Origin of the sequence: Variovorax sp. 278MFTsu5.1 (assembly GCF_048305045.1) — a bacterium.
In the GTDB taxonomy this organism is placed as follows: Bacteria; Pseudomonadota; Gammaproteobacteria; order Burkholderiales; family Burkholderiaceae_C; genus Variovorax; species Variovorax guangxiensis.
Genome location: NZ_CP157622.1, coordinates 2047423 through 2071418 on the forward strand (window position 1 = coordinate 2047423; position 23996 = coordinate 2071418).

Genomic DNA, 23996 nt, shown 5'->3' on the forward strand with positions numbered 1-23996 from the left:
ACGCACGAGACCCAGACGGCGGGGGCGACGCGGTGGCCCGCAGACTTTCTTCGCCATTGCACGGCTAGATAGCAGAAAAACATATCTGCTATAGGAGCCATGTGCTTACCCTTGATGTCGGCCCCTGAAAGACTTCAGGCATGGAGACGAAAGATTCAACCGCACAGGCCGCGACGCATGCCCCCGTATCGCGCAAGCTGATCACCTATCCCTCGGCGCGCGACGGTGCGCAGATCCGCATCGAGTACGCCGACGAAGGCGAGGGGCCCGCGATCTGCATCCTTCCTTCGCTCGCGCGGTCCGGGCGCGACTACGACGAGGTCGCGGCCATGCTGGCTCGCGAGGGCTTTCGAGTGCTGCGTCCGGAGCCGCGCGGCATCGGCCGCAGCCAGGGGCCGATGCAGTCGCTGGACATGCACGACTTCGCTGCCGACGTGGCGGCAGTGCTGGACCACGAGTGCACCGGCCCGCTCGTGGTGGTGGGTCACGCATGGGGCAGCCAGCCAGCACGCACGCTGGCCGCGGACCGCCCGGACCTCGTGCGCGGCGTGGTGATGGCAGCCGCATCGGCGGGAAAGCTGCCGCCCGGGTCGCAGGAGAAGCCGTACGGCCGCCTGCGCGATGCGATCGACGGCGCGGGCGACCCGAGCCTGTCCGAAGCGCAGCGCATCGACTGCTTGCGGCGTGCCTTCTTCGCCCCGGGCCATGACCCGCGCGTCTGGCTGGACGGCTGGAGTGCCGAGGCGCACGAGGCGCAAAGCCACGCTCGGCGCGTGACGCCGGTCGACGACTACTTCTCCGCGGGCCAGCACGTGCCCATCCTCGATCTGCAGGCCGAGCACGACGCGGTGGTGATTCCCGGCGTGATGAAGCCCTACCTGGGCGACCGGGTCACGGTGCAGGTGGTTCGTGGCGCGGGCCACGCGATGGCGCCGGAACAGCCTCGCGCGATGGCCGACGCGATCGCAGCGTTTGCGCAGCGCGTCTACGGCTCGCGCGCTGGCGCATAGCGCAACGAGGCAGCCGGCTCAGCCATGGCGGCGTCACTCGAATCACATCAATACACCAGGAGACAACATGGTCAAGAAATCCAGCCTTTCCGGCCTGAAGCTGGCGCTCGCCGGCGCGGCGCTGCTCGTGGGCGCCTTCGCTCATGCGCAGGGCTATCCGAACAAGCCGATAAGAATGGTCATTCCCTACACGCCGGGCGGCTCGATCGACACCGTCGGGCGCCTCGTGGCGGACCAGCTGCAGCGACAGCTCGGACAACCCATCGTGATCGACAACGCGCCGGGCGCCTCGGGCTTCGTGGGGGCGATGCATGTGAAGAAAGCCAAGCCCGACGGCTACACGCTGCTGTTCAACGCATCGAGCCAGGCCTACCTGCCGCTGGTCGTCGCGAAGAAGACCTACGACGCGCAGCGCGACTTCACCCCAGTGGGGCAGATCGGCTACGTGCCGCTGATCGTCGCCGTCAACAACGACGTGCCGGCCAAGACCATCGGCGAGTTCGTGCGGCTGGCCAAGGCCAATCCGAACAAGTACACCTGGGCGACCTCCGGGCTCGGCACCACCAGCCACCTGAGCGAGGAGATGGTCAACCGCGCACTGGGCCTGCAGATGGAGATCGTTGCCTACAAGGGCGCCGTGCCGCAGCTGACCGACGTGATCGGCGGCCACGTCTCGGCTGCGATCTCGCCGATGCCCGGCGTCGCGCCCTTCGTGCAGGGAGGGCGCCTGCGTCCGCTCGCGGTGACCAGCAAGGTGCGTGTTCCGTCCATGCCGGATGTGCCGACGCTGTCCGAGGCGGGCATGCCCGGCTTCGAGCTGCTGTCGTGGTACGGCATCTGGGGCCCCGCGGACCTTCCCGCGGACATCGCGAACCGGCTCAACAGCGAGATCGCCAAGGCAGTCGATGCGCCTTCACTGAAGGCCAAGTTCGCCGAGCTGTCCTTCGTACCCGTGAAATCCAGCCCGGCGCAGTTCAGGCAGCTGATCGCGGACGACCTCGCCAAGATCGGCAAGGCAGTGAAGGATGCGGGCATCCGTATCGACTTCTGAGATTCACTCTTCGCCGGCTGGCATCGGCGCCGCCGGCCGATACGCGCGAAAGTCCAGCGCCCGCAGCAGCCTCGCGGTCTCCTGGATGAGGCGGCTGGCGGGCCGCGCGGTCGGCATTGCCAGCACCAGGCTGTTCCACATGGCCGGAGGCCCGATGGGGGCTGCCCGCACCTTCGCGCGGCGCGCGCTGAGATTGAGCGCGCCCTCGGGCAGGATGGAGCAGGCCATTCCCTCCTCGACCACCGTCAGCGCCGTATGCACGGCACCCACTTCGGCCACGATGTTCAGGTTGATCTTGCGCGGCAGCATCACCGCGTCGACCAGGCTTCGGATGGGGTTCGGCACGGCGGGCAGGATCAGCGGGAAATCGGCAAGGGATGCCAGCGAGACGCGCTCGGGCAGCCGATAGCCTTCTGGCGTGACGAGCAGCAGCCGCTCGCGCATCAGCGGCTCGTAGCTCAGCAACGGCGTTGGCGGAGGGTCGAAGAGCACGCCGACGTCGATGCGCCCGGCCAGCAAGCCCTCGCGCAGCGAGAGGCTCAGCCCTTCCACCACCGACAGCATCGCATTGGGCAGCCGTTCGCGGAACTCCCGCACGAGCGGCACGCACAGGCCGCTGGCTACCCGGTTCGGCAGCCCTACCACCACCTTGCCGGCGGGTTCGTCGCTCATCTCCTTGATCTCGAACAGGGCCTGCGCGGCTGCGTTGAGCATGACGCGGGCATGGGCTTGCAGCGCATGGCCCGCCTGCGTCGGCGTGACGCCGCGGCCGGTGCGTTCCAGCAGGCGCTGGCCGAGCTCCTGTTCAAGCAATGCGACCTGTCGGCTGATGCTCGGCTGCGCCAGGTTCAGGGCGGCCGCGGCGCGGCTGAAGCTGCCTTTCTCGACCACGACGACGAAGTACTCGAGCTGTTTGAGATCCATAGCGCAAAGACATATCTGATATAGGCCTCATTCGATTTAACTTTGCTTGTGTTCGGCCCAGACTCAAGGTTTTCCCGGGGAAGCCGGGCTCGAGGAGCAACGATGAAGAGATTCGAATCGAAGGTCGCGATCGTGACCGGCGCGGGCTGCGTGGGCGCAGGCTGGGGCAACGGTCGCGCGATGGCCGTGCGGCTCGCGGAGGAGGGCGCCAGGGTGCTCGCGGTCGACCGCGACGCCGAGCGCCTGGCCGAGACCCTGTCGCTCGCTGGCAGCGCCGCGGCATCCATCACCACCTGCATCTGCGACGTGACCAGCTCCGCGAGCGTGCAAGCGATGGTCGAGGCCTGCATCGAGACCTATGGCGCGCCCGACATCCTGATCAACAACGTCGGCGGCTCGGCCGCGGGCGGCCCGGTGCAGCTCAGCGAAGAGGCCTGGGACACGCAGGTCGACGTCAACCTCAAGAGCGTGTTCCTCACCTGCAAGCACGTGCTGCCGCACATGATCGAGCGCAAGCGCGGCGCCATCGTCAACGTGGCCTCGACCTCGGGCCTGCGCTGGACCGGCAGCGCGCAGGTGGCCTATGCGGCCAGCAAGGCCGGCGTGATCCATCTGTCGCGCGTGGTGGCGGTCCAGCATGCGGCCGACGGGGTGCGCGTCAACACGGTGGTGCCGGGACAGCTGCACACCCCGATGGTCGAGGCACGCCTGGCCAGGCAGCGCACCGGTGGCGACATCGAAGCGCTGCTGGCGTCGCGCGTCAAGCGCATCCCGCTGGGCTTCATGGGCGACGGCCGCGACACGGCGAGCGCGGCGCTCTACCTCGCGAGCGACGAAGCCCGCTTCGTGACCGGCACCGAACTGGTCGTGGACGGCGGCATGACGGCGCGCTGCGACTGAGCGGCCCGCAAGGCAAGCAAGGAGACAAGCAATGAAGAGAAGACAAGTCCTGGCCGCGGCCGCGATGCTTTCGCTGGCATCTGCCGCATTCGCGCAGGCCGGCGGGAAGCCGGTCCGCATCGTCACCTCGTTCAGCCCGGGCGGCCCGGTCGACTTCGTGGCGCGCACGCTGGCCGAGCAGCTCGGGCGCGAGCTCAAGCGCCCGGTCATCGTCGACAACAAGCCCGGCGCCAACGGCGCGCTCGGTGCATTGGAAACCCTGCGCTCCGAAGCGGACGGCAGCACGATCTGGATCACCAGCGTGGGCGCGGCCGCCATCAACCCGTCGCTGGTCGAGAAGTCGCCCTATGACACCCAGCGCGACTTCGCGCCGGTCTCGCTCGTGGCGAACAACGTGGAAGTGCTCGTGGTCGGCGCGAAGGACCCTGCAGCGGATGCCGCGGAGTTCGTGAAGACGGCCAAGGCCAGCAAGGAGTCCACGCCGATGGCCTCTTCGGGGTCCGGCAGCATTCCCCATCTGGCCCTGATTCAGCTCGAGGAAGCCACCGGCGCACGCTTCCTGCATGTGCCGTACAAAGGCATGGCACCGGCTTTCACGGACCTGATGGGCGGTCAGGTCAAGGGCGTGTTCGCCGACGTCGCGGCGATCATGCCGCACGTGCAGGGCGGCCGGCTCAAGGCGATCGGCATCGCGGCGGGCAAGCGCCATCCGTCGCTGCCGCAGGTCAAGACCTTCGACGAGCAGGGCATCAAGGCCGTGGACACGAACAACTGGTATGCGCTGTTCGTCTCGGCGAAGACGTCTCCGGCGGTGGTGCAGGAGCTGAACAAGGCCGTGCGCAGCGCGATCGCCAACCCCGATGTCAGCGCCCGGCTGCTGCGTGGTGGCGCCGAGCCGAAGACATCCACGCCGCAGGAGCTTGCAGCGCTGCTGAAGGCCGACACGGCCAAGTGGGCCGCATTGATCAAGTCACGCAACATCAAGGCCGAATGATGAGCACGAGCCACATCCGCGTTCCGCTGGTGGTGCCGGGCACGGTTCCCGAGCTCGCCGGCATCGAGGCCCGCATCCTCTCGGAGCGCGGCCGGATCTCGCTGCTCTACCAGGTGCTGCTCAACAGCCCGAGCATCGCCAGTGGCTGGGAGTCGATGCTGACGGCCGTGCGCAACCGCACATCGGTGCCGGCCGACCTGCGCGAGATGATCATCCTGCGCGTCGCCGTGCTCAACGAGGCGGCCTTCGAGTTCGAGGCGCATGTGCCGCATGCGTTGAAGGCCGGATTCGCGCAGGAGAAGATCGATGCGCTGCGCGCGCCCGATCCCGCAGGCGCCTTTGAAGGGGTCTTCACGCAGGATGAGCTTCTGCTGCTGGCGCTGACCGATCGGATGACGCGCGATGTCAAGGTGCCCACCGAGCTGATGGACCGCCTGAACGCGCGCTTCGAGCCTTCGGCCGTGGTCGAAGTGGTCGCCACCGTGGCGGCCTACAACATGGTGTCGCGATTTCTCGTGGCGCTGAACATTTCGCACTAGACACCGCCATGACAGATGCAACCACCGAGGCCGGCGTTCCCGCGAGGACCTATCTGGAGCACCCCTCGCAACCGAGCCTGCGCCTGCCACCCGGTGCCTGCGACAGCCATGTGCACGTCTTCGGGCCGACCGCGCGCTTTCCTTATGCGCCAGGCCGCCCGGCCACGCCGCTGGAAGCGCCCAAGGAGACGCTGTTCGCGTTGCATCGCGCCCTGGGCATCGAGCGCTGCGTGATCGTGCAGTCGATCACGCACGGCACCGACAACCGCGTGGTCGAGGACGCCATCGCGGCGGGGCAGGGCCGCTATCTCGGCATCGCCCTGGTCGAGGCCGACGTGCCCGATGCCGAACTCCAGCGCCTGGCGCAAGCGGGCATGCGCGGCGTGCGCTTCAACTTCATGCGGCACATTGCGACCACCGCGGGCGTCGAGGCGGTGCTCGCGCTGACGCCGCGCCTGGCGGCGGTCGGCATGCATTTGCAGGTGCACTTCGAGAGCGAGCTGGTCCACGAACTCTCCGCGCCGCTGCAGCGCAGCCAGGTTCAGGTGGTGATCGACCACATGGGGCGCGTGGATGCCACGCGCGGGCCGGATGCTTCCGACTTCCAGGCGCTGCTGAAACTGCTGGAGAACCCGCGTTTCCACGTGAAGGTCAGCGGCATCGATCGCGTCGACGCGCATGCAGCACCGGCCGAGCGCTATGCCCATGGCGAGGCGCTGGCCCGCATCCTGGTGGAGCGCTTTCCCGAGCGCTGCGTGTGGGGCACCGACTGGCCGCATCCCAACCACACCCACATTCCCGACGACGGCGTGCTCGTGGATGCACTGGGCCGTATCGCGCCGGATGCGAGGCATCTGGAGCAGTTGCTCGTGCACAACCCCCAGGCCCTGTACCGGTTTCCAACCTGAGCCGCGGCTTCGACGCCACACGGTTCCATCCGAGGTGCACATGTCAACAACTGGCCGGATTCCAACCGACGTCGTGCTCCTGCGATGCCATGGCCCGCTCTCGGCTCCGGCTGGGTTCGGCGAGGGAGTGGCGACCTTGCCTTGCTGGAAGGGAATCGGTGGCCGCATCGTCCGGCATGTTCATTCGCAGGCGCTGCAACTCTCGTACGTCTACCTGGGATTGCCCCACCGCACGGCGCTGTCGAGGCACTGCCTGATCGAGCTCGCCAGGGAGGCGGGCAAGGTCTGGCCCGGCACACGGGTGGCGGCCTCCCGCCTGACGCTGATGCACGACATCGCCGGCGCCAGCGCGGACTCGCCGGCGCGCTCTCACTACGTCGTCGAGATGAAACCCGAACCCGGCTGGGGCATCGAGCTGCAGCGCTGGTACGACCAGGAGCACCTGCCCGCGCTGGCAGCGGTGCCGGGCTGCATACGCGCCCAGCGCTTCTGGAACAACGACGACGAGCAGGAGTCGCTGGCGTGCTACGACCTCGTCTCGGACCGGACCACGGCCTCCGCCGAATGGCTGGCGGTCCGCGAGACGAGCTGGAGCGCTCGCGTGCGGCCCCATTTCATGAAGCCCGTGCGAACCATGTTCGCCCTGCCCGACGCCGCTCTGCCTTAGCTGATCGTCCGGCCCGCCGGCAGGAACTGCTACGGTTGGCACGGACGGCGGCCAGTTCGCGCGCCCCCCCTTGGCGCGATACGGCGCGATGCGGCGCGATGCGTCGCGCGAGGCAGCCCTGCGTCGAAGCAGCAGTCCTGCACCCTCGCTACCGCGCCGAGGCGCCGCCATCGACGGGAATGATCGCCCCGGTCATGTAGCTGGAAGCAGGCGAGGCCAGCAGCAGGGCCAGTCCCTTGATCTCGTCGGCCTGGGCCACGCGGCCGAGGGGAATGTGGGTTCGCATGCGCTCGGCGGATTCGGGAAGGCGCAGGCGTCCGCCGTTGATGTTGGTGGCGAAGGGGCCGGGCGCGATGGCGTTCACCAGCACGTTGTGCGGTGCCAGCTCCATGGCGGCCTGCTTCACCAGGTTGTTCGCCGCCGCCTTCGAGGTGACGTAGGCGTAGCCCGAGAGCGACTCGGAGCGCAGGCCCGCGATCGACGTGGTCACGACGATGCGTCCCTCCCGGCGCGGCTTCATGTGCCGCGCCGCGGCGCGCACGGTGTGCAGCACGCCGTCGAGGTTGATGCGCAGGACCTTGTCCCAGTGCGCGAGATCGATGTTCTCCAGCTGGCCCGCCTCCACGACGAAGCCGCGTCCCGCGCTGATGCCCGCGTTCGCGAACACGCAGTCGATGGCGCCGTGGCGCGCAGCCATGCCGTCCACCAGCGCGTCAACGGCCGTGGCGTCGGCCACGTCCAGCGTCGCGCCTTCAACGAGCGGATAGCGCGATTTCAGGCGCTGCACCTCGGTGTCGAGCGCCTGGGCGTCCATGTCGGTCATGAGCGTGCGTGCGCCGGCCTCCAGCATGGTCTCGGCGTATGCCAGGCCGAGGCCGCTGGCGGCGCCGGTGACCAGCACGCTGCGCCCGGTGAGGTCGAAAAGCGAAGCGATGCTCATGCGGCCTCCGCCTTCTTCGTCATTGGCAGCAGGGTCTCCCAGTGCTCCGCCGCCTCGATCATGTAGTGGACCGTGAGCACCACCTTCTTGAAGTACCACCGGCCGTCGATGCGCACGTAGGCGTCGTCGAAGCGGCCCACCACGTAGAAGCTCTTGCCGCCGTGCACCGGTCGGCCGTCCAGGTACGACTGGCCGGTGCCCGTGTCGCCGTCGACGCTCACCTCGTGCTGGTGGATGAACTGCCGCGCGTATTGCACGGGGAAGTTCTCGAAGAAGGTGCGGATGGCCTCGCGTCCGAACACCTCGGGTCGGCCGTTGTAGATGATGCTGGCGTCCGGCGCGAACAGTTCGTACAGGCGCGGGCCCTGGTCCTCGTTGACCAGCGTGTGGTAGCGCGCACGAAGGGCGCGGATCGCCTCCACGCTCTCCAGCTGGTCGACGCGGCGCTGAAGGGCCTGAAGTTGCTGTGCGACCTGCGCGAGCGTGTTGCCGGATTCCGTGTTCATTCGAAGTCTCCTGTAGAAAGTGCTCGGCCCTGGCAGCGCAGGGCCGTCGTGTGGAAGGAAGAAAGCGCCGTCTCACCCCGCGTCGGGGTGCTCCCTGCCGAAGTCGGAAAGGATCGCGCGCATGCGCTTCTCGACGGACGCGCCCGTGTAGGCGTGCGGGATGACGTAGAAGCGCCCCGCGCGCACGGCCGCCAGCGTGGCCGAGGCCACGTCCGTCGCGTCGATGGGGGATGCCGCCATGCCTTGGCGCACCCTCTCGTCATAGGCTGCGGCGGGCGCGACGGTATCGGCGAGGTTGTCGGGCCGGTTGCGCTGCGACACGTAAATGCCGGTGGGCAGCAGCGAAGGGCAGACCACGGTCACGCCGATCGGCGAGCCGGCCTGCTCCAGGTCGCGCGCGAGGCATTCCGAGAAGGCGACCACTGCGTGCTTGCTCGCGCTGTACACGGCGGAGCCCGCCAGCGTCGCGAGCCCGGCGGCCGACGCCGTGTTGATCACATGGGCCGGGCGGCCGCGTGCGCGCATGCGCGGAACGAAGCTGCGCACGCCGTTGGCGACGCCCAGTACGTTCACGCCCAGCACCCACTGCCAGTCCGCATCGGTCGCGGCCCAGGCGGGCCCGAGCACCGCGACGCCCGCGTTGTTGAAGAGCCAGTCGACGCCGCCGAAGCGGTCGTCGCAGGCTTGTGCGAAAGCCTCGACGTCGGCAGCGCGACTCACGTCGCAGCGCTGCGCCAGCGTGGGCACGCCCATCGATCGAACCAGCGCCTCGGTGGCTGCGAGCGCCTCTACCTCCACGTCGGCGAGCGCCACGGCCATGCCCTCGCCCGCGCAGGCCAGGGCCAGCGCGCGGCCGATGCCGCTGCCCGCGCCGGTGACGGCGGCCACGGCGGGTGCAGCGAGCGTGCGCGGTGTGGAGGCAGCAGTCATTCCAGCGTCACTCCCGCCGTGCGAAGGACCTCCGTCCACTTGGCGGCTTCCTTGGCCACATAGACCTGGAACTCCGCATGCGGCATGTCGATGATGAAGCCGCCCGCCGATTCGAGCGTGTTCTTCACCTCCTGCGAGCGCAGGGCTTCCGAGGTCTCCACCGACAGGCGCTTGACGATATGCTCCGGCGTCTTCGCGGGCGCGAAGAACCCGCCCCAGGTCAGCGACTCGACACCTGGGTAGCCGGCCTCCGCCATGGTCGGCACCTCCGGCAGCATCGGCATGCGCTGTCCGCGCGTGACTGCCAGTGCGCGCAGCTTGCCGCTGCGGATGTGCGGGGCGGCGGTCTGGAGGAAGTCGAACATCGCATCGACGTTGCCCGAGACGAGGTCGACCAGTGCCGCCGAAGTCGCCTTGTAAGGCACGTGCGTGAAGCGCGCGCCGGTGCGCGTCTGCAGCAGCTCCAGGCACAGGTGCCCGCCGGTGCCGTTGCCGCCCGAGCCGAAGTTGAGCTTGCCCGGATTCTTCTTCGCGAGCTCGACCAGTTCACTCACCGAACCGACGCCGAGCCTGGGGTTCACCACCAGCACGTTCGGGTTGCCCGAGAGTCCGTGGATGGCCACGAAGTCCTTCACCGGGTCGTAGCGGATCGTCTTGTACAGCGCGCTGTTGGTGCCCTGGGTGCCCTGCGTGCCCAGCAGCAGCGTGTAGCCGTCAGGCGGCGCGCGCGAGACGAATTCCGCACCGATCGAGCCGCTCACGCCCACCTTGTTGTCGATCACGATGGGCTGGCCCAGTCGCGCGGCGAGCACGCGCGCGATCACGCGGGCCTGCAGGTCGACGACGCTGCCTGCCGAAAAGGGCACCACCAGCGTGATGGGCCGGTTGGGGTAGGTCTCCTGGGCGCGCAGCACCGGCGCAAGCGGGAGCAGGCCGGTGGCGAGCGCGAATTGGCGTCGGGTGAGGCTCATGTGTGTCTCCCGGATCAGTTCTGCCTGAAGATCTCGGCCCACGGGGCGTGGCCCGCGAGCACGTCGCTGCCTTCCAGGTCGACCTCGAAGTTCTCGAGCACGCGGCACACCAGCATGTAGTAGCCGATGGTCATCACGACTTCCATCAGCTGCTGGTGCGGCAGCTCGGCGGCCAGCGCATCGAACATCTCGCGCGGCGCCTTGACCTGGCGCACCACGGCATCGGTGAAGTCGAGCACGCGGCATTCGAGTTCGCTGAACGGGGCCCTGTCGACGCTGCCCTGCGGATGGTCGAGCACCGCCTCGACCTGGGTGGCTGGCACGCCGGCCTGCGCGGCCACGCGGCGGTGCTGTGTCACCTCGTAGCTGGAGCCGCACAGCGCGCCCACGCGCAGGATCACCAGCTCGCGCAGCGACACCGGCAGCGAGGCGTGCCGCAGGATGCTGGAGCCCAGGGCCAGGAAGCCCTGCGCGGTGGCGCCGCCGTGAGCCACCATGCGGTAGATGTTGAGAGGAGGGCGCCCGCCCAGCAGTGCGTGGAGTTCAGCGGGCGCCTGGGCGAGGTCGAAGTAGGGGATGCGAGCCATGGTCTTTTTCAGTCGAGTCGGATGGCGGCGGCGCGGATCACTTCGCGCCACCGGAGGGTTTCGCTGCGCGCGAAGTCGGCCAGCGCCTGTGGCGTGCCGCCCTGTGGCTCGATCGTCAGTTCGCGCATGCGATCGGCCACCGCCGCGGTCTGCAGCGCGCGGTTCACTTCCTGGTTGAGCCTGTCGATGACGGGCGGCGGCGTGCCGCTGGGCGCCCACAGTCCGCCCCAGGCCGCGATCTCGCAGTCCGGCAGCCCCAGTTCCTCGAAGGTCGGCACCTGTGGCAGCAGCGGCAGCCGGGCGCGCGAGGTGACGGCCAGCGGGCGGATCTTCTCGCTGCGTATGTAGGCGAGGTTGCCCGCCACGTTGTCGAAGATCGCGGGCACCTGCCCACCGAGCACGTCGGTGAGCGCCGGAGCGCTGCCCTTGTACGGGATGTGTGCGAGCTGCACCTTGGCCGCGCGGTTGAGCAGCACCAGCGAAAGATGGCCGCTGGTGGCGTTGCCGGGCGTGGCGACGGCGATGCGCTCGGGCTTGGCCCTGGCCATGGCCAGAAAGCTCTTGAGGTCGCGCGCCTCGAAAACCGGGTTGACGCACAGCACGTTGTAGACCTTGCCTTCGAGCGCGATGGGCGCGAAGTCCTTCACCGGGTCGTAGTCCAGCTTCGGATAGAGGCTGACGTTCATCGCGTGGGTCGCGTTGCTGCCGTAGAAGAGCGTGTAGCCGTCGGGCGCACTGCGCGCCGCCGCCGCGGCCGCGATGTTTCCGGAGGCCCCCGGACGGTTGTCGACGATCACCGGCTGGCCCAGCTGGCGGCCCAGTTGCTCGGCCAGGCGTCGCGAGGACTGGTCGGCCGAGCCGCCCGCCGGAAAGCCCACGATCAGGCGTATGGGGCGGCTGGGGTAGGCATCGTCGCGCGCCGCCATCGCGGCGCCCAGGTGCGGCGCCGCGACCGTGCAGGCGGCTGCCTGGAGGAATCGGCGTCTCTGAAGCGGCTGCATGGTCTTGCTCAGGCCGAGGCGCGCGGCGCGGCGATGCCGCCGGTCAGGCCGCCATCGACGACCAGCGCGTGGCCGTTCACGTAGGAGGCTTCGTGCGACATCAGGAACAGGGCCGCATAGGCCACTTCCCAGCCGGTTCCCTGGCGGCCGAAGGGCAGCGGCATCGCGAGGCGGTCGGACCTGCGGCGCGTCGCCGCGCGGCCGATGGGCGTGTCCATCAGGCCGGGCAGGATGCTGTTGCAGCGCACGCCCCTGGCCTGACCCGCCATCGCGATGGAGCGGGCGAGCGACACCTGCGCCGCCTTGGTCGTCTCGTAGGCCGGGTTGAAGCTGGAGTTGCGCAGCGCCGCGATCGACGACAGCAGCACGATGGAGCCGCCGGGCGCCATGTGCCGTAGCGCCTGCTGCCCGAACAGCATGCACGAGCGCACGTTGGTGGCGTGCTCTCGGTCCCAGGCCTCGGCGGTCTGGTTGTCCAGCGAGAGCCCGCTGGCCACGCCCACCACCATCACGAGGCCGTCGAGGCCGCCCATCTTCTGCACCGCGCGCTCCACCGTCGATGCGGCGGCCTCGGGCTGCGAGACGTCGGCCACCTCGGCGTGGACCGTCGCGCCCGATACGCGCACCAGCTCGCAGGTCTGCTGCAGCGAGGCGGGGTTGATGTCGACGCAGGTCAGCGTCGCGCCCTCGTGCGCGAACAGCAGCGAGATCGCGCGGCCGTTGCCCACGGGCGGATCGGGGTCGTCGATGTCGCGCTGGCCCGCGCCCACCACCAGGATGCGCCGCTGCGCGAGGCGTTGCGCGGAGGGTCGGAGGTTGCCGAGCGCTTCGGCGAAAAGCTGCTGCTCGGGCTGGATGGCTTGCGAGGGCATGAACGTCTCCTTCTTCGTCTTTCAATGCGTTCATGGTTCGATTTTGGAAACGTTTCCGAAATGGTGGAAACCCTCGCCCGCTGTCACCTAAGATTCACCCTGTCCCAGTCCCCGTCTCCTTGCTCGCAAGGGAATCTCCATCCGAATGAATGCAGGAAAACAGAAGATCGATCTGCGCGACGTGGCGCGCCTGGCGGGCGTCTCGCTGGGCAGCGCATCGCGCGCGATGAACGGCGCCGGCGCCTCGGCGGCCACGCAGGAGAAGGTCAACCAGGCGGCGGCGGCGCTGGGCTACCGGCCCAACCACGCGGCGCGCGTGCTGCGCTCGCGGCTCAGCCGCACCATCGGGTGCCTGCTGCCCGACATCTCGAACCCGCTGTATGCGCAGGTGTTCCGCGCGCTGGAAGACGAGTTCCTGCGCCACGACTACCTGCTGCTGCTGGCCAACGGCGCCAACGACGTCGATCGCGAGACGAAGGCGTTGGGAACGTTCACGCAGCGTGGCATGGACGGCGTGATCCTCGCGCCCGGCAACGAGCGCAACGCGGCGCTGGTGGAGGCGCTGCGGGTGCTGCCGATGCCGGCCGTCGTGTTCGACCGCGAGGTCAGCGGCGCCCACGACGCCGTGCTCATCGACCACGCGGGCGGCGTGCGGCGCGTGGTCGAGCACCTGCTGGGCCTGGGGCACCGCGACATCGCCCTCGTGCTCTGGCAGGGCGACACGCGGCCGGTGCGCCGCCGCGTGCAGGGCTTTCGCACCGCGTTCCAGGCCGCGGGCCTGCCCGCGCCCGACCTGCTGGTGCAGGCACGCAGCGTCACGGCCTCGGTCAAGGCGGAAGTCACGGAGCTGCTTGCGCGACCCGACCGGCCGACCGCGCTGATCGTGCAGGGCACGCACATGCTCAACAGCGCGCTGCGCGCCGTCGCCGCGCGCGGGCTCCAGGTGCCGCGCGACATCTCGGTGGTCGCCATCGGCGACACGCCCTTCGCCGCCGAGCACGACCCCGCGGTGAGCGTGCTCGACATCGACCAGGCCGAGACCGCGCGCTGCCTTGTCGACCTGCTGCTCACGCGGATCGCCGACAACGGCCTGCCGCAGCGCAAGGCGCGCGTCGGGCTGCGCTACGTGGAGCGCGATTCGGTGGCCGCGCCGCCGCGGTATTCCTGAACGAGCGCATCCACCAGCTCGGCGACCGTCGGCACGGCGCGCACGCCCGACACCGAGTGGCCCGCGCTCCAGATGTCCGTCCAGCGCTGGCTGGGCGCCGCATTGGCGCCGCCGCCGTAGCGTCTTCTCGCTTCTTCCACCGAGATGCTTTCGTCGAGCGTCGAGATGTCGATGCCCAGCCGCCGTGCCGAGGGCGCCAGGAAACTGGCGGGCAGGCCGGTGAAGCCGCGCGTGAGTAGCACGTCGTCGATCGAGCTGTCGACCAGCATCTGCCGGTATTCGTCGCTCGCCAGGCTCTCCTGCGTGGCGATGAAGCGGGTGCCCATGATGCCGAGGTCGCAGCCGAGCTTCCTGGCGGCGCGCAGGGCCACACCGTCCGACAGCCCGCCGGCCAGCACGATGGGGCCGTCGAACACCCCGCGCACCGCGCGCACGAAGGCGAAGGGGTTCGCCCAGCCGGTGTGGCCGCCGGCGCCCGCGGTGAGCAGCACGAGGCCGTCGACGCCCGACTCGATGGCGCGCACCGCATGGTGCAGCGAGGCCACGTCGGCGAACACACGGCAGCCGCCTTCGTGCAGGCGCGGCACCACCGCAGCGGGCGAGCCCACGCTGGTGATCACGAGCTGCGCGCGGTGCCGTGCGATGAGCTCTACCTCGGCCATCACACGCGCGGGGTCGCGCCGCATGATGAGGTTGGGGCAGTAGGGCGCCGTGCGTCCAGGTGCGGCGGCGGCTTCTTCGTCCAGGCGGGTGAGCCAGGCATCGAATTCGTCGAGCGTCTGGCAGTTGGCCGTCGGAAAGGCGCCGATCACGCCTGCGGTGCAAGCGGCGGAGACCAGTTCGATGCCGGAGACACGAAGCATGGGCGCGGCGATCAGCGGCAGAGCCAGTCGATCGAGGAAGGGAAGTGCTTTGGTCATTGCAGTGCGGTCGATGCGTTCAGGTGCGCCAGCGCGGCGCGCGTTTGCCGGATGAGTTCCTCGACGATCGCGGCCAGCGGCTCGGTGCGCGCGGCGAAGCCGATGGCCGGCCCGAGCGAGAGCATGCCCCCGCGCCAGTCGCCATCGCCGTAGCAGCGGTCGCGCGCCACGCGGCTGTCGAGCAGGGCGCCGAAGGCTGCGTGGTCGGCCGCGCCGGCGCGCTCGATGGCGTCGACCTGCGCGGCGGTGTCGTTGCGCAGCACGCGCCAGGTGTTGCCCAGCGTGTGCAGCAGGCGTACGGTGCTGTGCTCGTCGCAGCCCAGCAGGTGGTTCTTGTAGGCTGCATGGGCAGAAACCTCGTCGCTCACGAGGAAGCGGCTTCCCATCAGCACGCCGTCGGCGCCCAGCGCGAGCGCGGCGGCGAGCTGGCTGCCGTGGCCGATGCCGCCGCCCAATACCAGTGGGACGTGGAACTGCCCGCGCGCTGTGGCCAGCGCGCCCATCAGCATGGTGGGCAGCTCGTTGGCGCCGGGGTGCCCGCCTTCCTCCATGCCGACCAGTGCGACCGCATCGGCGCCGGCCGCCTGGGCGGCGAGGGCATGCCGCACGCTCGATGCCTTGTGGATCACGATGCCGCCGGCTTCGTGGATTGCCCGGATCAGCGCATCGGGCGCGTAGCCCGCGGTCTCGAAGTGCCGCACGCCATGTTCGAGCGCGGTCTCCAGCGAAGCCCGCACACCGGCGTTGGCCTGCGGGCGCGCCGACAGCGTGAGGTTGACGCCGAAAGGGCGGCCCCCGGTGATCTGGCTGCAGCGCCGCAGCTGCTCGCGCAGCGCGGCTTCATCATCGAAAGAGCGCGGTGTGATGAAGCCCATGCAGCCTGCGTTGGTCAGCGCGCCCACATAGCGCGCGTCCGAGAGCCACATCAGCCCGCCGCCGAGGATCGGATAGGCCAGGCCGAAGAGCCGCGTCAGTCGCGTGGGCAGCGGTGGCTGGCTCACTGCAGCAGCTGCCGTGCGTTGTCGAGGACTGGCGCGTCGCCCAGCGCGGATGGATCGACGCCCGCGAGCGGCACCGGAGAGCGCACCAGCGACAGCGCCTCGGCGCCGTTGAGCAGGCCGCGCTGCGCGAACTGAGGCAGCGCAGCGAGATCTGCGGGCGACACCACGGGCGCGACGGGCAGGTCGTTGCGGGCCATCGTCTCGAAGGCTTCGGCCGAATCGCGCGTGGCGAGCTGCTGCGCGATGCGGTCGTTGATGGCCTGTGCCTGCTTCTTGCGCGCGCCCAGCGAGCGGTAGGCATCGCCTGTGAAGTCGCCCATGTCGAGCACCTGGCAAAGCCGCGCCCAGAAATGGTCTTCGAGCGCGGCGACGCTCAGGTGCTGCCCGTCGCGGCAGCGGAAGCTGCCGTACGCGGGCTTCAGCTGCGTGGACGCGCGCTGGCGCTCGAGGCTGTCCGCGCCGTCGGCGCGGTAGGCGCCCAGGCGTGGGTTCATCCAGTGCAGCACGCAGTCGGCCAGGGCCACGTCCAGGTGCTGGCCCTGGCCCGTGTGTTCGCGCTGCAGCAGCGCCGCCAGCGTGGACGACAGCGCATACATCGAGCCGCACAGGTCCGCCACCGGCAGGCCGAAGTTCTGCGTGGGCGGGCCGCCGGGTTCGCCCGAGACCGCGAGCGCGCCCGACGCGGCGAGGTAGTTGATGTCGTGGCCCGGCAGCTGCGCCCAGGGCCCCTGCTGTCCATAGCCGCTGAGGGAGACGTACACCAGGCGCGGGAAGCGCTCGCGAAGGCTCGCGTAGTCCAGGCCCAGGCGCGCCATCACGCCGGGGCGGTACGACTCCACCAGCACGTCGGCCTGCGCCACGAGCTCGTGCACGCGGGCGCGCTGCGCCTCGTCCTTCAGGTCCGCGAGCAGGCTGAGCTTGCCCCGGTTGACCGCCTCGAAGCCGCCCGGCCCCATGCGCCGCGCGTTGTCGCCGCCGGGCGGGCGCTCGATCTTGATGACGCGCGCGCCCATCTCCGCGAGGTTCTGCGTGAAGAAGGGGCCGGGCAGAAGTTCGCTGAAGTCGAGCACGGTGACGCCCGCGAGCGGGCCGCCGGCGCTCACGCTGCCCCTCGCTCGACGATCACCGCGTCCAGCGGCAGGGCGCCTTCGCCCCGGGCACCGACCCAGATCGGGTTGAGGTCCATCTCCTCGATGCGCTCGGCGTTCGCCGTCACGAACTCGGACACACCCAGCAGCAGCCGCTCCAGCGCGGGCACGTCGGCCACGGGGCGGCCGCGCGCGCCGTCGAGCACGGGGAAGCAGCGCATCTCGCGCACCATCGAAGCGGCATCCTCGGGGCTCAGCGGGAGCAGCCGGCGCGTGACGTCGCGCAGGATCTCCACGTAGACCCCGCCCAGGCCGAATGTCATCACATGCCCGAACACCGGATCGCGCGTGACGCCCGCCATCAGCTCCACGCCGCCGCCCGGCGCCATCTTCTCGATCAGCAGGCCGTCGATGGCCGCATCGGGCTTGTGATGCCTGGCCGAGGCCATGATGTCGTCCCATGCCAGCGCCAGCTGCGCGCCGTCGGCGATGCCGACGCGCACGCCGCCGATGTCGGACTTGTGCAGGATGTTGGGGCTCGCGATCTTCGCGACCACCGGATAGCCCATGCCGTCGGCGATACGGCGCGCTTCTTCACGCGTGCGCGCCACGGCCACGGGCAGCAGCGGGATGCCGGCCTTCTCCAGCAGGGCCTTGGCCTGCAGTTCCGAGAGGTTGCGCACCTCGTCCAGCGCCGCTGGCACTGCAGCCGGAAGGCGGCGCGCCGGGCGGCCCGCCGCGCTGCGGTGCCAGCGGCCCCATTCGGTCCAGCGCCGGATCGCGGCGATCGCCTTGCCGACCGAGCGCGGCGGCGCGAAGCCGGCTTCCACCAGCATGCGGTAGCCCTCGCCCAACCGGTCGCTCATCCAGATCGGCACGATGGGGCTTTGCACACGCTGCTGCGCGGCGATGATGGTCTGCGCCATGCGGATGGTGGTCTCGCCGTAGTCCAGCGCGATCGGCGTGACCACGCAGCCCGTGTTGGGGTCCGCCGCCACCGCGCCGAGCGTGCTCTCGACGAGGTCGGCGTCGCTGAGCACGGCGGCCGTGGTGTCGACCGGGTTGTTGATGGCCGCGTAGTCGGGCAGCTTGCTGCGAAGCAGCTCCGTGGTCTCGGGCGCGAACTCGGCCAGCGTGAGGCCGGCGGTGCCCACCGCATCGGCGGTCAGCGCGGTGGTGCCGCCCGAGGAGCAGTACACGCCGATCGCTTCGCGCTCGCCGGGCATGGCGCGCGCGAAGAGCCAGGCCGTGTCGACCAGTTCGTCGATGTCGTCGACCTCGATCACGCCGTACTGGCGGAACACCGCGCTGTTGACCTCGGCCGAGCCTGTCAGCGAAGCTGTGTGCGACTGCGCGGCGCGCTGGCCGTACTCCGACTTGCCGACCTTCAGCGCGATCACCGGCTTGCCGTTGTCCGCCGCGCACTGGAGCGCGGCCAGGAAGCGCGGGCCGTCCTTGATGCCTTCGAGCAAGGTCACGATCACCTTGATGTCCGGCGCGGTCGCCATGTAGTGGATGAAGTCGGCCACCTGCAGGTCCACCTCGTTGCCGGTGGAGGCCCACAGGCCGATTCCGATGCCGCGCTCCATCGCCTGCATCACGTTGCGCCCCAGCCCGCCCCCCTGCGTGGCCAGGCCGATCGGGCCCTTGACCAGGTCGTGCGGGAACGATGGCGAGAAGGTCATGCCCAGGCGGGCGTTGACGTTGGTCAGGCCCGGGCAGTTCGGCCCGTAGATGCGCATGCCGGCCTGATCGGCGATCTCCTTGAGCCGGGCCTGGGCGCGTTGGCCCTCGGCACCGGCCTCGCCGAAGCCCGAGGTGAGGATGATCGCGAAGGGCACGCGCCGGGCCGCGCATTCCTCCATCACCGCGATGACGCCCGAAGCGGGCACGGCGATCACGGCGACGTCGGGCGTCTGCGGCAGCGAGGCGATGCTGGGCCAGCAGCGATGGCCGCGCAGCTCGCTCTTGGTGGGATTGACCAGGTAGAGCTCGCCGTCGATCTGCGAATGGTCGAGCAGGTTGCTCAGGGTGCGCCCGCCGATGCTCTGCGGACGCTCGGAGGCGCCGACGAGGGCGATGGCGCGCGGATTGATGAGGCGAGACAGGTCGGTGCTGAAGGCCGGATGGGTCATGCTGTGCGACTCCCGCGGCGTTCAGGCGATGGCCGAGATGCCGAGGATCTCGCGCCCGACGATCAGCGTCTGCACTTCGGTCGTGCCTTCCGGAATGGTCCCGCCGCGGGTGTCGCGGAAGATCCGCTCGATCGGGTAGTCGGTGGCGTAGCCCAGGCCGCCGTGTACCTGCAGCGCCATGCTGGCCACCTCGTGGGCGGCTTCGGTGGCATACAGCTTGGCGATGGACGCGGCGGTGCGTGCGTCGTGGCCCGAGTCGAGCGCTGCGGCGGCGCGCAGGCCGAGCGCGCGCGCGGCCTCCACGCGGATCGTCATGTCGACGATCAGCTTCTGCACCAGCTGGAAGCTGCCGATGAGCTTGCCGAACTGCGTGCGCGTGCGCGCGTAGTCAATGGAGAGGTCGAGCGCCGACTGCGCGGCGCCCACGGCACCCATGGCGATGTTCACGCGCGCGCTGTCCAGGCCGATCAGCATCTTCTTGAGCGCGCCGCCTTCCTCGCCCAGCAGGTTCTCGCGCGGCACCTTGACGTTGTCGAAGCCCAGCTCGGCCGTGCCGGTGCTGCGCAGCACCATCGTGTCGACGCGTCGCATCTCGTAAGGCGACACGTCGCGCTCGACGAGGAAAGTGGAGAGCTGGCCCTGGCAGTCGGGGCTGAAGGTGCGGGCCACCACGATGCCGAAGTCGCCGAAGGCGCCGTTGGTGATCCACAGCTTGCGGCCGTTGAGCACGTAGTGGTCGCCCTGCAGGTCGGCGCGGGTCTGTACCTGCGCGATGTTGGAGCCCGTGCCCGGCTCGCTGATGGCGCTGAAGCAGCGGCGCTCGTTGTTCAGCAGCGGCTTGAGGAAGCGCTCCTTCTGCGCGGGCGTGGCCTCGGCCGCGAGCTTGTTGATGGCCGCGTTGGTGATGTTGAGCATGGTGCGCAGCGAAAGCCAGGCATAGCCCGCTTCCTCCATCAGCATCGCCCAGGTGAGCTGGTCCAGGCCCATGCCACCTTCTTCTTCCGACAGCCTTCCGCCCAGGTAGCCGAACTCCGACAGGGGCTTGAGCAGCTCGAAGGGAAAGGTCTTCTCCTGGTCGTGGCGCGCGACGATGGGGGCGACCTCGCTCTTCATGAAGCGGCGGATGCTGTCGCGCAGCATGGCTTGTTCTGCAGTCTGGGTGTACACGTTGTCTCCTGTTTGATGGTGATGAAGGTGGGCCGCGCTCAAGGCTCTGCGGGAGGCGAGGCCTTGGCGCCGCGGCGGGAAGATGAAGAGGCCGGCGAAGAAGCCGTTGAAGAAGAGGCCGCTGCCGTCGCCGGCTGCTCGCGCGTCGCGCCTTCGGCGGCCTGCTTGCGGAAGACGATGGCCTTGACCTCCTGCAGCGCCTCGAGGCAGCGCTCGCGCTGGTCTCGCATGCGATGGGTGAGCCCGGCCACCGACAGGGCCAGCGTCTCGCCGCCGATCTGGCCGGCGACCGCCACTGCGGTCAGCCCTTCGCTGCCTTCGTTCTCGACCCAGATCCAGCCCTGTTCGCGCGCACGTTCCACCTGCGCTTCGAGTTCGGACAGGTCGGTGAGCGTGCCCGAGGCCAGCACGCGCAGCGGCTTCAGGCGCAGCTGGCGCGCCGCCTCTTCCGGCGTGCCGACCGCGAGGATCGCCTTGCCGAGGGCGGAGACGTGCAGCGCGAGCTTGTCGCCCACGTGCTGCATGTAGCGCAGCGCGTGGCGGCCTTCGCTCAGCGCGATGACTTTCACGACGCCGTTCTCCAGCCGGCCGCACAGGCCGGTCTCGCCGGTGCGGTCGCGCAGCAGCTCGCAGGCCTCGGCACCCACGGCGTACAGCGGGTCGCTCGCGGAGATTTCCTTGGCAACGGTGAGCAGGCGCGCGGTTGGATAGAAGCGCCGGCTGCGCGCGGTGCGCAGCAGGTAGCCCAGTTCGTGCAGCGTGTGCAGCAGGTCGGAGCAGCTGCTCTCGGGCAGGTCCATGAGGCGGGCCAGGTCCGAGTTGGACAGCTCGCGTTTTTCGCGCGCAAAGACTTCGAGCAGGGTCATCGTGCGGGCGGCTGCAGGGACGATGGTTGGCATGAATCCTCCGATAGGTCGTAGAAGTTATCGATCATAGCTACGGGAGTCATGCATTTACCGGCGATTTCAGTTGAATGATTTGCTGGAAGAGGCAGAAAACACGGTTGTCAAACAACGATGGGTTGAAGTAGTCTACGTCTATTCGTAGAAAAAACGCAATCGAATAGCGTCACAAAACCCGGAGACAACCCTTGAAAACCTTCCTCAAAGCTCTCGTCGCTGCCAGCAGCGCGCTCCTCCTCGCCACTGCAGTGCATGCGGCTGGCGAAGCCGACGGCTGGCCTTCGAAGCCGCTGACCTTCGTCGTGCCGTTTCCACCCGGCGGCATCACCGACAACACTTCCCGCCTGCTTGCGCTGAAGCTGGGCGAGAAGCTCGGCCAGCAGGTGGTCGTCGACAACCGCCCCGGTGCCGGCGGCTCCATCGGCGTGGAATACGCGGTGCGCCAACCGGCGGACGGCTACACGCTGATCTACGGCACGCAGGGCACGCACGCGGCGAACCTCGCGCTCTACAAGAACGTGCGCTACGACCCGGTCAAGGACTTCACGCCCGTGCACGGCATGTCGGAATCGCCGCTGATCCTGGTCATCAACCCGAACAAGCCGTTCAAGACGGTGCCCGAGCTGGTGGCGTACGCCAAACAGAACCCCGGCAAGCTCAACTTCGGCTCGGCGGGCGCGGGCACGGCCACGCACCTGACGGCGGAGCTCTTCCAGACGACCGCGGGCATCAAGATGACGCACGTGCCCTACAAGGGCAGCAGCCCCGCGTTGACCGACCTGATCGCCGGCAACCTCGACCTGGCCTTCGACTACGCGGCCGTGGTGCTGCCCTTCGTGCAGTCGGGCAAGCTCAAGGCGCTGGCCGTGACCGGCAAGTCGCGCCTGGGCAGCGCGCCCGACCTGCCGACCGTCGCCGAACTGGGCTACCCCGGCGCCGAGTCGAGCGCATGGGGCGCCATGTTCGTCTCGTCGAAGACGCCCGCGCCCATCGTCAAGCGCCTTGCCGACGCCATGGCGGAAGTCATCGTGAATCCGGAAGTCCTGGCCGCCACCGAGAAGTTCGGCAGCGTGCCGATGCGCGGCATGCGCGGCGAGAAGCTCGACGCCTTCGTCAAGTCCGAGATGACGCGCTGGCGCGAGGTGGTGCAGAACTCCGGCGCCAGGCTGGAGTAGCACGCGCGCCGCACCCCCCCAACTCCTCTTTTTTTCGACAACCGGGAAATCCGTTTCTATGACCACTGACCTGCGTGGCCTGCAGCCACAGCATCCGACGCTCTACCAGCTCGCGCCCGACGGCGAGTCGCTGGAGTTCCTCTATGCGCAATGTCCGGCGTGCCGAAAGCTCGTCTTTCCCGCCAACGTGCCCGGCTGCAGTCACTGCGGCGATCCGCTGCAGGGCGCCGAGAAAGTGGCGCGTCCCGGCGGCGGCAAGCTGCTGGAGTACATCACTTTGCACGTGCCACTGCTGCCCGGCATGGAGGTGCCGCGCATCGCCGCCGACATCCTCATCGAGGACGGGCTCGTCGAGGAGGGCGTGATCGCCGGCTCCGACGAGTCGGCCCTGCATGTCGGCATGGCGTTGCGTGCCGTCGCGGTGGCGCAGCCGGGCGGCGAGACTTTCGCCTGCCGCTTCGTTCCGGCTGAAGGAGCGGCGCGATGAGCAACTGGATCGACGACAACGAAGGCGTGTACGTGGCCGGCATCGGCATGCACGCGTACCAGTTCCCGAGCGAGACGCCCTACACGCACCTGGGCCTGACTGCGGTGCGCGCCGCGCTGGCGGACGCGGGCCTGGCCTGGCCGCAGGTGAACAGCGCCTACGTGGGCACCACCTCCATCGGCATGGCGGCCGGGCGCGTGATGCTGCGGCACCTCGGCTCCAGCGGGCTCGCGGTCACGCAGGTCGAGAACGCATCGGCATCGGGCTCGTTCGCTTTCCGGCAGGCGTGCATGGAGGTGGCGCGCGGCGTCAGCGACGTGGTGCTGGCGGTGGGCGTGGACAAGCACGGCGACGCCCGGCGCGCGGCCGACAAGGAAGGCCTCGCCCGACTGAGCGAGACGGCCAACGTGCCTGCCGTGAAGTTCGCGATGATGGCCCGCACCTACCTGCGCGAACGCGGTGCGGACGCGGCCTCCATGGCGCAGGTGGCGGTGAAGAACCATGGCAACGCGTCGCGCAACCCTTTCGCGCAGTTCCGCAAGCCGCGCACCCTAGAACAGGTGCTTGCTTCGCCGGCCGTGGCGGGCGACCTGACCGTGCAGCAATGCTGCCCGCGCGGCGAAGGCGCCGCGGCCGTCATCGTCGTCTCGGGCCGCGCGCTGCGCCGTCTGGGCCTGGACGCTGCCCGCTGCGTGCGCGTGCGCGCCTCGACCGCGTGCAGCGAAACACCCGAGACCTCCTACGGCGCCGCGGCGGTCGACCTCGTGCGTGCCAGCGCCCGCGCGGCGCTCGAACAGGCGGCGATTCCCGCAAGCCGGCTGGACCTGCTGGAACTGCACGACGCCTTCTCGGTGGAGGAGTTGCTCTACAGCGAAGCAATCGGCGTGTGCGAGCAGGGCGAGGGCGCCGCATACCTGCTGCGCGGCGACTCGCGCATCGGCGGGCGCTGCGCGATCAACGCATCGGGCGGCCTCATCGGCATGGGGCACCCGCTGGGCCCCACCGGCATCGGCCAGATCGCGGAGATCACGCGGCAGCTTCGCGGCGAGGCCGGCGACCGGCAGCACGCGGGTGCGAGCTGGGGCATGGCCCACATGATCGGGCTCGGGTCGGTGGCCATCGCGCACGTGCTCTCCCGCGCCACGGCATGACA

At 69.4% G+C, this 23996-nt stretch carries 25 protein-coding genes; 11 read left to right on the forward strand and 14 right to left on the reverse strand.

What is annotated here, in order from left to right:
* The first annotated feature begins 140 nt into the window (after window positions 1–140).
* Together ABL844_RS09160 and ABL844_RS09165 are read left to right on the forward strand one after the other, a co-directional pair.
* Window positions 141–1010, forward strand: a complete 870-nt coding sequence (locus ABL844_RS09160; protein ID WP_369659036.1) for an alpha/beta fold hydrolase — start codon at window positions 141–143, stop codon at window positions 1008–1010.
* A gap of 67 nt (window positions 1011–1077) precedes the next feature.
* Window positions 1078–2061: a Bug family tripartite tricarboxylate transporter substrate binding protein gene (locus tag ABL844_RS09165; RefSeq protein ID WP_418131048.1), complete on the forward strand. Its 984-nt coding sequence runs from the start codon at window positions 1078–1080 to the stop codon at window positions 2059–2061.
* A gap of 3 nt (window positions 2062–2064) precedes the next feature.
* Here the strand turns inward: ABL844_RS09165 and ABL844_RS09170 are convergent, their stop codons facing one another.
* Entirely contained in the window at window positions 2065–2985 is a 921-nt protein-coding gene (locus ABL844_RS09170; RefSeq protein ID WP_126024497.1) for a LysR substrate-binding domain-containing protein, read from the reverse strand.
* Window positions 2986–3087: 102 nt separating this feature from the next.
* Between ABL844_RS09170 and ABL844_RS09175 the strand changes: the two genes are divergently transcribed.
* From ABL844_RS09175 to ABL844_RS09195, 5 genes are all read left to right on the forward strand, one after another.
* Complete coding sequence (locus tag ABL844_RS09175; RefSeq protein ID WP_418131049.1) at window positions 3088–3885, forward strand: SDR family NAD(P)-dependent oxidoreductase; 798 nt, start codon at window positions 3088–3090, stop codon at window positions 3883–3885.
* A 31-nt stretch (window positions 3886–3916) separates the two neighbouring features.
* Window positions 3917–4879 (forward strand): Bug family tripartite tricarboxylate transporter substrate binding protein, encoded by a 963-nt coding sequence (locus ABL844_RS09180; RefSeq protein ID WP_126024499.1) that lies wholly within the window; start codon window positions 3917–3919, stop codon window positions 4877–4879.
* Window positions 4879–5418, forward strand: a complete 540-nt coding sequence (locus tag ABL844_RS09185; protein WP_184635819.1) for a carboxymuconolactone decarboxylase family protein — start codon at window positions 4879–4881, stop codon at window positions 5416–5418. Before ABL844_RS09180 ends, ABL844_RS09185 begins: the two co-directional genes overlap by 1 nt.
* Before the next feature lie 8 nt (window positions 5419–5426).
* On the forward strand, window positions 5427–6326 hold the full coding sequence (locus ABL844_RS09190) for an amidohydrolase family protein (protein ID WP_418131050.1): 900 nt from the start codon (window positions 5427–5429) through the stop codon (window positions 6324–6326).
* Window positions 6327–6462: 136 nt separating this feature from the next.
* Window positions 6463–6993 (forward strand): hypothetical protein, encoded by a 531-nt coding sequence (locus ABL844_RS09195; RefSeq protein ID WP_418131051.1) that lies wholly within the window; start codon window positions 6463–6465, stop codon window positions 6991–6993.
* A 148-nt stretch (window positions 6994–7141) separates the two neighbouring features.
* On the opposite strand, the gene ABL844_RS09200 is transcribed toward ABL844_RS09195, so the two are convergent.
* From ABL844_RS09200 to ABL844_RS09230, 7 genes are all read right to left on the reverse strand, one after another.
* Window positions 7142–7933 (reverse strand): SDR family NAD(P)-dependent oxidoreductase, encoded by a 792-nt coding sequence (locus tag ABL844_RS09200; RefSeq protein WP_418131052.1) that lies wholly within the window; start codon window positions 7931–7933, stop codon window positions 7142–7144.
* Window positions 7930–8439, reverse strand: a complete 510-nt coding sequence (locus tag ABL844_RS09205; RefSeq protein ID WP_184635827.1) for a nuclear transport factor 2 family protein — start codon at window positions 8437–8439, stop codon at window positions 7930–7932. Before ABL844_RS09205 ends, ABL844_RS09200 begins: the two co-directional genes overlap by 4 nt.
* A gap of 72 nt (window positions 8440–8511) precedes the next feature.
* Entirely contained in the window at window positions 8512–9369 is an 858-nt protein-coding gene (locus ABL844_RS09210) for an SDR family NAD(P)-dependent oxidoreductase (protein WP_418131053.1), read from the reverse strand.
* Window positions 9366–10340: a Bug family tripartite tricarboxylate transporter substrate binding protein gene (locus ABL844_RS09215; RefSeq protein WP_418131054.1), complete on the reverse strand. Its 975-nt coding sequence runs from the start codon at window positions 10338–10340 to the stop codon at window positions 9366–9368. Before ABL844_RS09215 ends, ABL844_RS09210 begins: the two co-directional genes overlap by 4 nt.
* A 14-nt stretch (window positions 10341–10354) precedes the next feature.
* Complete coding sequence (locus ABL844_RS09220; RefSeq protein ID WP_418131055.1) at window positions 10355–10927, reverse strand: carboxymuconolactone decarboxylase family protein; 573 nt, start codon at window positions 10925–10927, stop codon at window positions 10355–10357.
* A gap of 8 nt (window positions 10928–10935) precedes the next feature.
* Entirely contained in the window at window positions 10936–11928 is a 993-nt protein-coding gene (locus tag ABL844_RS09225) for a Bug family tripartite tricarboxylate transporter substrate binding protein (protein ID WP_418131056.1), read from the reverse strand.
* Window positions 11929–11936: 8 nt separating this feature from the next.
* A complete protein-coding gene (locus ABL844_RS09230) occupies window positions 11937–12800 on the reverse strand; it encodes an SDR family NAD(P)-dependent oxidoreductase (protein ID WP_418131057.1) in 864 nt (287 codons plus the stop codon).
* Between the two features lie 145 nt (window positions 12801–12945).
* Between ABL844_RS09230 and ABL844_RS09235 the strand changes: the two genes are divergently transcribed.
* A complete protein-coding gene (locus ABL844_RS09235) occupies window positions 12946–13968 on the forward strand; it encodes a LacI family DNA-binding transcriptional regulator (protein ID WP_418131058.1) in 1023 nt (340 codons plus the stop codon).
* Here ABL844_RS09235 and ABL844_RS09240 read toward each other — a convergent pair.
* The 6 genes from ABL844_RS09240 to ABL844_RS09265 form a co-directional block, all read right to left on the reverse strand.
* Window positions 13923–14888 carry an NAD(P)H-dependent flavin oxidoreductase gene (locus ABL844_RS09240; RefSeq protein ID WP_418131059.1) on the reverse strand — a complete coding sequence of 322 codons (966 nt, stop codon included), beginning with the start codon at window positions 14886–14888 and terminating at the stop codon, window positions 13923–13925. The two genes, ABL844_RS09235 and ABL844_RS09240, sit on opposite strands and share 46 nt — an antisense overlap.
* Complete coding sequence (locus ABL844_RS09245) at window positions 14885–15889, reverse strand: NAD(P)H-dependent flavin oxidoreductase (RefSeq protein WP_418131060.1); 1005 nt, start codon at window positions 15887–15889, stop codon at window positions 14885–14887. Before ABL844_RS09245 ends, ABL844_RS09240 begins: the two co-directional genes overlap by 4 nt.
* The gene (locus ABL844_RS09250; protein WP_418131061.1) at window positions 15886–16992 is read right to left on the reverse strand and encodes a CaiB/BaiF CoA transferase family protein; all 1107 of its coding nucleotides are present in this window, start codon (window positions 16990–16992) and stop codon (window positions 15886–15888) included. Before ABL844_RS09250 ends, ABL844_RS09245 begins: the two co-directional genes overlap by 4 nt.
* Window positions 16989–19112: an acetate--CoA ligase family protein gene (locus tag ABL844_RS09255; RefSeq protein ID WP_418131062.1), complete on the reverse strand. Its 2124-nt coding sequence runs from the start codon at window positions 19110–19112 to the stop codon at window positions 16989–16991. The genes ABL844_RS09250 and ABL844_RS09255 overlap by 4 nt, the downstream gene beginning before the upstream one ends.
* Before the next feature lie 21 nt (window positions 19113–19133).
* Window positions 19134–20252 (reverse strand): acyl-CoA dehydrogenase family protein, encoded by a 1119-nt coding sequence (locus ABL844_RS09260; protein WP_418131893.1) that lies wholly within the window; start codon window positions 20250–20252, stop codon window positions 19134–19136.
* Window positions 20253–20317: 65 nt separating this feature from the next.
* Window positions 20318–21178: an IclR family transcriptional regulator gene (locus ABL844_RS09265; RefSeq protein WP_126024515.1), complete on the reverse strand. Its 861-nt coding sequence runs from the start codon at window positions 21176–21178 to the stop codon at window positions 20318–20320.
* Window positions 21179–21369: 191 nt separating this feature from the next.
* Here ABL844_RS09265 and ABL844_RS09270 point away from each other — a divergent pair, with 191 nt between their 5' ends.
* Genes ABL844_RS09270 through ABL844_RS09280 form a run of 3 tightly spaced genes read left to right on the forward strand, consistent with a single transcriptional unit; the run spans window position 21370 to window position 23994 of the window.
* The gene (locus tag ABL844_RS09270) at window positions 21370–22356 is read left to right on the forward strand and encodes a Bug family tripartite tricarboxylate transporter substrate binding protein (RefSeq protein WP_184635847.1); all 987 of its coding nucleotides are present in this window, start codon (window positions 21370–21372) and stop codon (window positions 22354–22356) included.
* A gap of 58 nt (window positions 22357–22414) precedes the next feature.
* Window positions 22415–22843: a Zn-ribbon domain-containing OB-fold protein gene (locus ABL844_RS09275; RefSeq protein WP_418131063.1), complete on the forward strand. Its 429-nt coding sequence runs from the start codon at window positions 22415–22417 to the stop codon at window positions 22841–22843.
* Window positions 22840–23994 (forward strand): thiolase family protein, encoded by a 1155-nt coding sequence (locus tag ABL844_RS09280; RefSeq protein ID WP_418131064.1) that lies wholly within the window; start codon window positions 22840–22842, stop codon window positions 23992–23994. The genes ABL844_RS09275 and ABL844_RS09280 overlap by 4 nt, the downstream gene beginning before the upstream one ends.
* Window positions 23995–23996 lie beyond the last annotated feature (2 nt).